The organism is Candidatus Rokuibacteriota bacterium (assembly GCA_030647435.1).
Taxonomy (GTDB): domain Bacteria; phylum Methylomirabilota; class Methylomirabilia; order Rokubacteriales; family CSP1-6; genus AR37.
This window is the reverse complement of record JAUSJX010000040.1, coordinates 1-4,503: the sequence shown is the minus strand read 5'-3', so window position 1 is coordinate 4,503 and position 4,503 is coordinate 1. Positions and strand designations below refer to the sequence as shown.

General features: G+C 68.6%; 4 protein-coding genes. All 4 read left to right on the top strand.

From position 1 onward, the window contains the following. Positions 1 to 448 precede the first annotated feature (448 nt). Positions 449 to 820, top strand: coding sequence for a protease inhibitor I42 family protein (locus Q7W02_07470; protein MDO8476028.1), 372 nt, complete (start codon positions 449 to 451; stop codon positions 818 to 820). Positions 821 to 890: 70 nt separating this feature from the next. Further along, a complete protein-coding gene (locus Q7W02_07465; protein MDO8476027.1) occupies positions 891 to 3,407 on the top strand; it encodes a caspase family protein in 2,517 nt (838 codons plus the stop codon). After that, a complete protein-coding gene (locus Q7W02_07460) occupies positions 3,404 to 3,610 on the top strand; it encodes a hypothetical protein (GenBank protein MDO8476026.1) in 207 nt (68 codons plus the stop codon). Before Q7W02_07465 ends, Q7W02_07460 begins: the two co-directional genes overlap by 4 nt. Next, positions 3,594 to 4,503 (top strand): hypothetical protein (locus tag Q7W02_07455; GenBank protein MDO8476025.1); only part of this gene is annotated, 910 nt, incomplete at its 3' end. The genes Q7W02_07460 and Q7W02_07455, both read left to right, overlap by 17 nt.

Genomic DNA, 4,503 nt, shown 5'->3' with positions numbered 1-4,503 from the left:
CCGAATCGAAGCCGGACAGGCCGGAGATTGGATTGACCATGCAGTTGACGGCCAGCTTGGACCAGCGCTCGCCCCAGAGATTGGTCGTGACCTTGCTGGTCGCGACGTCGTTCATGATGCGCGCGATCTCCCGCGCCCGCGCTGATCGTGATGACGCAGCCGAGCGTCCGCTCCCGGCCCGCCACCGCCGCCACGCGCTCGGTGCATAGCCGACATAAAGCCCGTTCTCGGACACGGCGGCCTTGTCGCAGCGCGGATGACCCGTGGCATCTCGCGCCGATCCTGTCAGAGCGCGCGGGACAAGTCAAACCGGAGCCTCGAGGCGGCGAGCGGGCGCCGTCCACCGGCTTCGCCTACGCGTCGCCCGCATACATCAACGGCGGCCTCTTCAACGAGTCGTACGGTGTGACGGTCTAGCGGGGCGCGTGCCCGGACGCGCGGATTCGGCATGGCGGACGTGGTGGTCACGAAGGTGCAGGACGGCCGCGTCCTCGCCGTGAAGGTCGGCGATTCGATCTCGGTGCAGCTGCCCGAGAATCCCACAACCGGCTTTGCATGGGCGCTCGATTCGATCGACGACACGCTGCTCGAGGTCGGCGGCCCGGCCTATCACGGCGAGGACGCCGGCCTCGGCAGCGGCGGCGTGAAGGCGTGGACGCTGAGGGCCCGCGCTCCAGGCAGAACACGCGTCGCGCTGAAGCGCTGGCGCCACTGGGGGGGGCGACCAGTCCATCGTGGAGCGTTTCGCCGTCTCCCTCGACATCAAGCGCGGCTGACCTGCCCGTCTAGGCACGCCCGGTTTGACAGCCTCATGCTGTAATGTAGACTTTCAGTCTGCGTCCTACAGCGCGTCGGTCAGGCCAGCCTACACGGTGCTGGACGAGCTGCTCATGCCGGCGAAGGCGGCGGTGGAACCCGCCGCCCGAGGTGCGTGGATGAGGCGAAGCCCCGCTGCCCTGGCTCTCTCCGTCGCGCTCGCGTGGCTCCTCGGCGCGGAGACTGCTCTCGCCCAGAAGCCGAGCGCGGAGCGCCCGAGTTACGACGTGGGCGCGCGCTGGCTGCTCAACGACGGCGCCTACGACCTGGTCCGCGCCACCGGGGACGTCTACTTCTTCTCCGCCGGTCCCACCCGCCAGATCCAGCTGACGCGCGACCTCGGGATTTACCGGATGCTCAAGGACGGCAATGTCGAGTGGCAGGTCGATCCGCCCCCACCGATCAAGTGGCCGCTCGAGGTCGGCAAGTGGGGCATCATCTACAATGCCGTCCTGCGTAGCCGGGAATATCCCGGCGGCCTCCCGGTGCGCCTCACCTGGGAGGTCAAGGCCTACGAGAGCGTGCAGGTGCCGGCCGGGACCTACCAGGCTTTCCGGATCGTGTACCTCGCCGAGTACATCGGAGATCCGCTGAGGCGAACCGGCGGTATCCCGGGACGGCAGTCCTGGACTCTGGTTTCGTGGTACGCCCCCGAGACGCGGCAGATCGTGAAGGCCGAAGGCTCCGGGCTCCGCGGCGTGGACTTTCAGCTGGTCGCCGGGGGCAGCATCGCGGGGCTCATGGCCCAGTCCGCCCAGGACACGGCACGATTCCGCGATGTCTTGGATGTCTTGGACAGGGGCAAGTTGGCGCCGCTCCAGGTCGTCCTGAACGACCCGAAGGACCAGGTTCGCGTGAGCAGCGCGGAGACCCCGGTGGGAGGCAAGGTGACGGCCGGCGCCGGCGTGGCGCGCGTGACGGCCACGCTCAACGGCGCCGAAATCTTCGCGCGTTCCGAGCGCACGCCAGCACCCCGGGAAGTCGGCCTGACCTTCTCGCTGCCGCTCCGCGAGGGCAAGAATGTCTTGCTGGTGACCGCGACGGACGCGAGCGGCCAGAGCCGGCAGGAAGCCCGTGTCATCTTCCGCGACCGCCCGGGGGCGTCGCCCGCCGCGCCGGGGCCTGCACCGGTCGCGCCCACGCCGGTCGCGCCCGCGCCACCGCCCGCTGCGCCTTCACCGCTCCAGGTCGCCATCTCCTCGCCCAAGGATCAGGCGCATGTCGACCAGGAGAGCATCGCGCTGGCCGGCCTCGCCTCGAGCGGCAAGGGCGTGAAGCGGGTGCTCGTGACGCTCAACGGCGTGGAGGTCTCGCGGCTGGAGGAACGCGCGCCCCAGCGTACGCTCCCGGTCAATCTCCCTCTCAAGCTGCGGGAGGGCCAGAACACCATCGTCGTCACAGCGATCGATGCCGACGGAGTGACCCAGCAAGACGTCCGAGCCGTCTTCTTCGATCGAATCGTGCCCCTCACCGTGCAGTTCCGTCATCCGGAGAACGGGGCGCGCCTTACTGACCAGTCGAGCCTCGTGGCGGCAGAGGTCAGCTCGGGCAAGGGCATCGCGGCGGTCAACGTGCTCCTGAACGGCGCCGAGGTCTTCAAGCAGGCGGACCGTCCGCCCAAAAAATCCGTGGCGGTCGCGGCTTCCGTCAAGCTCCGCGAAGGGGCCAATACCATCATCATCCGTGCCAGCGAGCCCGACGGCACCGTCCGCCAGGAAGTTCGCACGGTCATGTACGAGCGGCCGCCCCCGGTGCAGCCCGCCGGGCCCGTGCCGGCGCCCAAGAGCACCCGCGAGCAGTGGGCCGTGGTGATCGGTGTGGGGCAGTACAACAGCTCGGCAATCCCCCAGCTCCGTTACTCGGTGCCGGACGCCGAGCTGGTCCACCAGGTGCTGGTTGGCCAGGGTGGGTTCAAGAAGGAGAATGTTCTTCTGCTCACGGACAAGACCGAGCGGAAGCCCACGCTCCGTGACCTCAAGTGGGCCCTCGGGACCTTCTTGGCGCGCTCGGCCAAGAAGGACGACCTCATCGTGATCTTCTTCGCGGGGCATGGCGCGCCCGAGATAGATCCTCGAGGCGCCGAATCCGACGGTCTCGCCAAGTACCTCGTTCCCAGTGATGCCGACCCGAATGACCTCTACTCGACGGCATTGCCCATGGACGAGTTCCAGACCATCTTCGATCGCATTGAAGCCGATAAGGTGGTGGTCTTTCTTGACGCCTGCTACAGCGGCGCGGCAGGAGGCCGCACCTTCGCCTCCAGGCGGACGCGGGCCGCCCGGGTTGACGAGCTTTTCCTGGACCGGCTCACGCGCTCCAAGGGGCGCGCCATCATCACGGCCTCCCGGGCGTCCGAAGTGTCCCTCGAGGTGCCGGAGCTGGGCCACGGTCTCTTCACGCACTATCTGGTCCAGGGCCTCCGGGGCGCCGCGGATCTCGACCGCGACGGCATCGTGTCGCTCCAGGAGCTGTACCAGTACCTGGAGCAGCAGGTGGCGCAGAAATCGCGCTCGATCGGCGGCAATCAGCACCCGGTGATGAAAGGGGAGATCGAAGGTCTCCTGCCCCTGATCAAGGTGGGTGGACGATGAAGGCGTCGATCGGCACGCTCGTGGCCATCGGCGCGCTGTCGCTCGTGGTGTGGACCGTGGTTTACATCTTCAACCCGTCTACCCCTCTGACGCAGGCGGAGACCGTCATCGTGGTCGGCGTCTGCGCCGCGCTGGTCCTGGGCGTCCAGTGGATCCTCTCCCGCCTGACCAGGGCACGGGGAAGCGATGAGCCGCACGCCTAGAGCCGCGCTGGTGGCGTCGGCATTGCTGGCCGGCGTGCTGTCGAGCGGCCTCTGGGAAAGCCGTGAGTCCCGGGCCGCCGAGCCGCTCGACCTGACCTGTAGCGCCCAGACACCGACGGTACCCCTCGGGGGAATGGTCACCGTGAAGGCCTGGGCCCGGTCTCCCGCCGGGCGCGCGCTCCGCTACACGTGGACGGCCACGGTGGGGCGCATCGAGGGGCGGGGCGCCGAGGCGCGCTGGAGCCTGGCCGAGCTGCGGCCCGGCACCTTTGCAGCGAGCGTGACGGCCGCCGACGGCGTGAGCGTTTCCGCAGAGTGCCTGGTGCGGGTCACGGTCAGGCGGGATGCCCAGCCGCGCGGCATGTCGCGCGAGACGGGCCGGTTCTTCCTCGTGTCGGGTCAGCCGGAGACGGCCGGCTACGGGCTGTACAGCTACCTGCTGCTGGGCGCTCCGCCGAGTGAAGCGAGCCGCGAGCGCTACCTCAAGGCCATCGAAGCCTACCTCAGCCTGATCCCGGACGTCGTCAGCCTCGAGGAGTACGTGCCGCGCGGCGAGCTCAATATCTTCTATGCACCGGTGCGGGGCGCGCCGGCTCCGCCCATCACGGCGCAGTGGGTGGTCGACAACTATGACTATGCGCGCGCCCGCAGCGTGCTTCGGACCCTGCCCGGATCCAATCGCGACGGGCCGTATATCCTGGCCGCGTTCAAGCCGCTCGGCGGCACGGCGGCGGCCGCCGCGGGCCCCTACCTGTTTCAGGATCTTTCGAGCGTCCCGCCCCATCTGGCCGCGTCGTGGGTGAGAGAGTTTCTCAATCAAGCGGCGCAAGAGCGTTTCTGGGAGGAGAAGAAAGGGGCGCAGCTGGCGCAGCGGTTGCGGACAACCGTGGGCA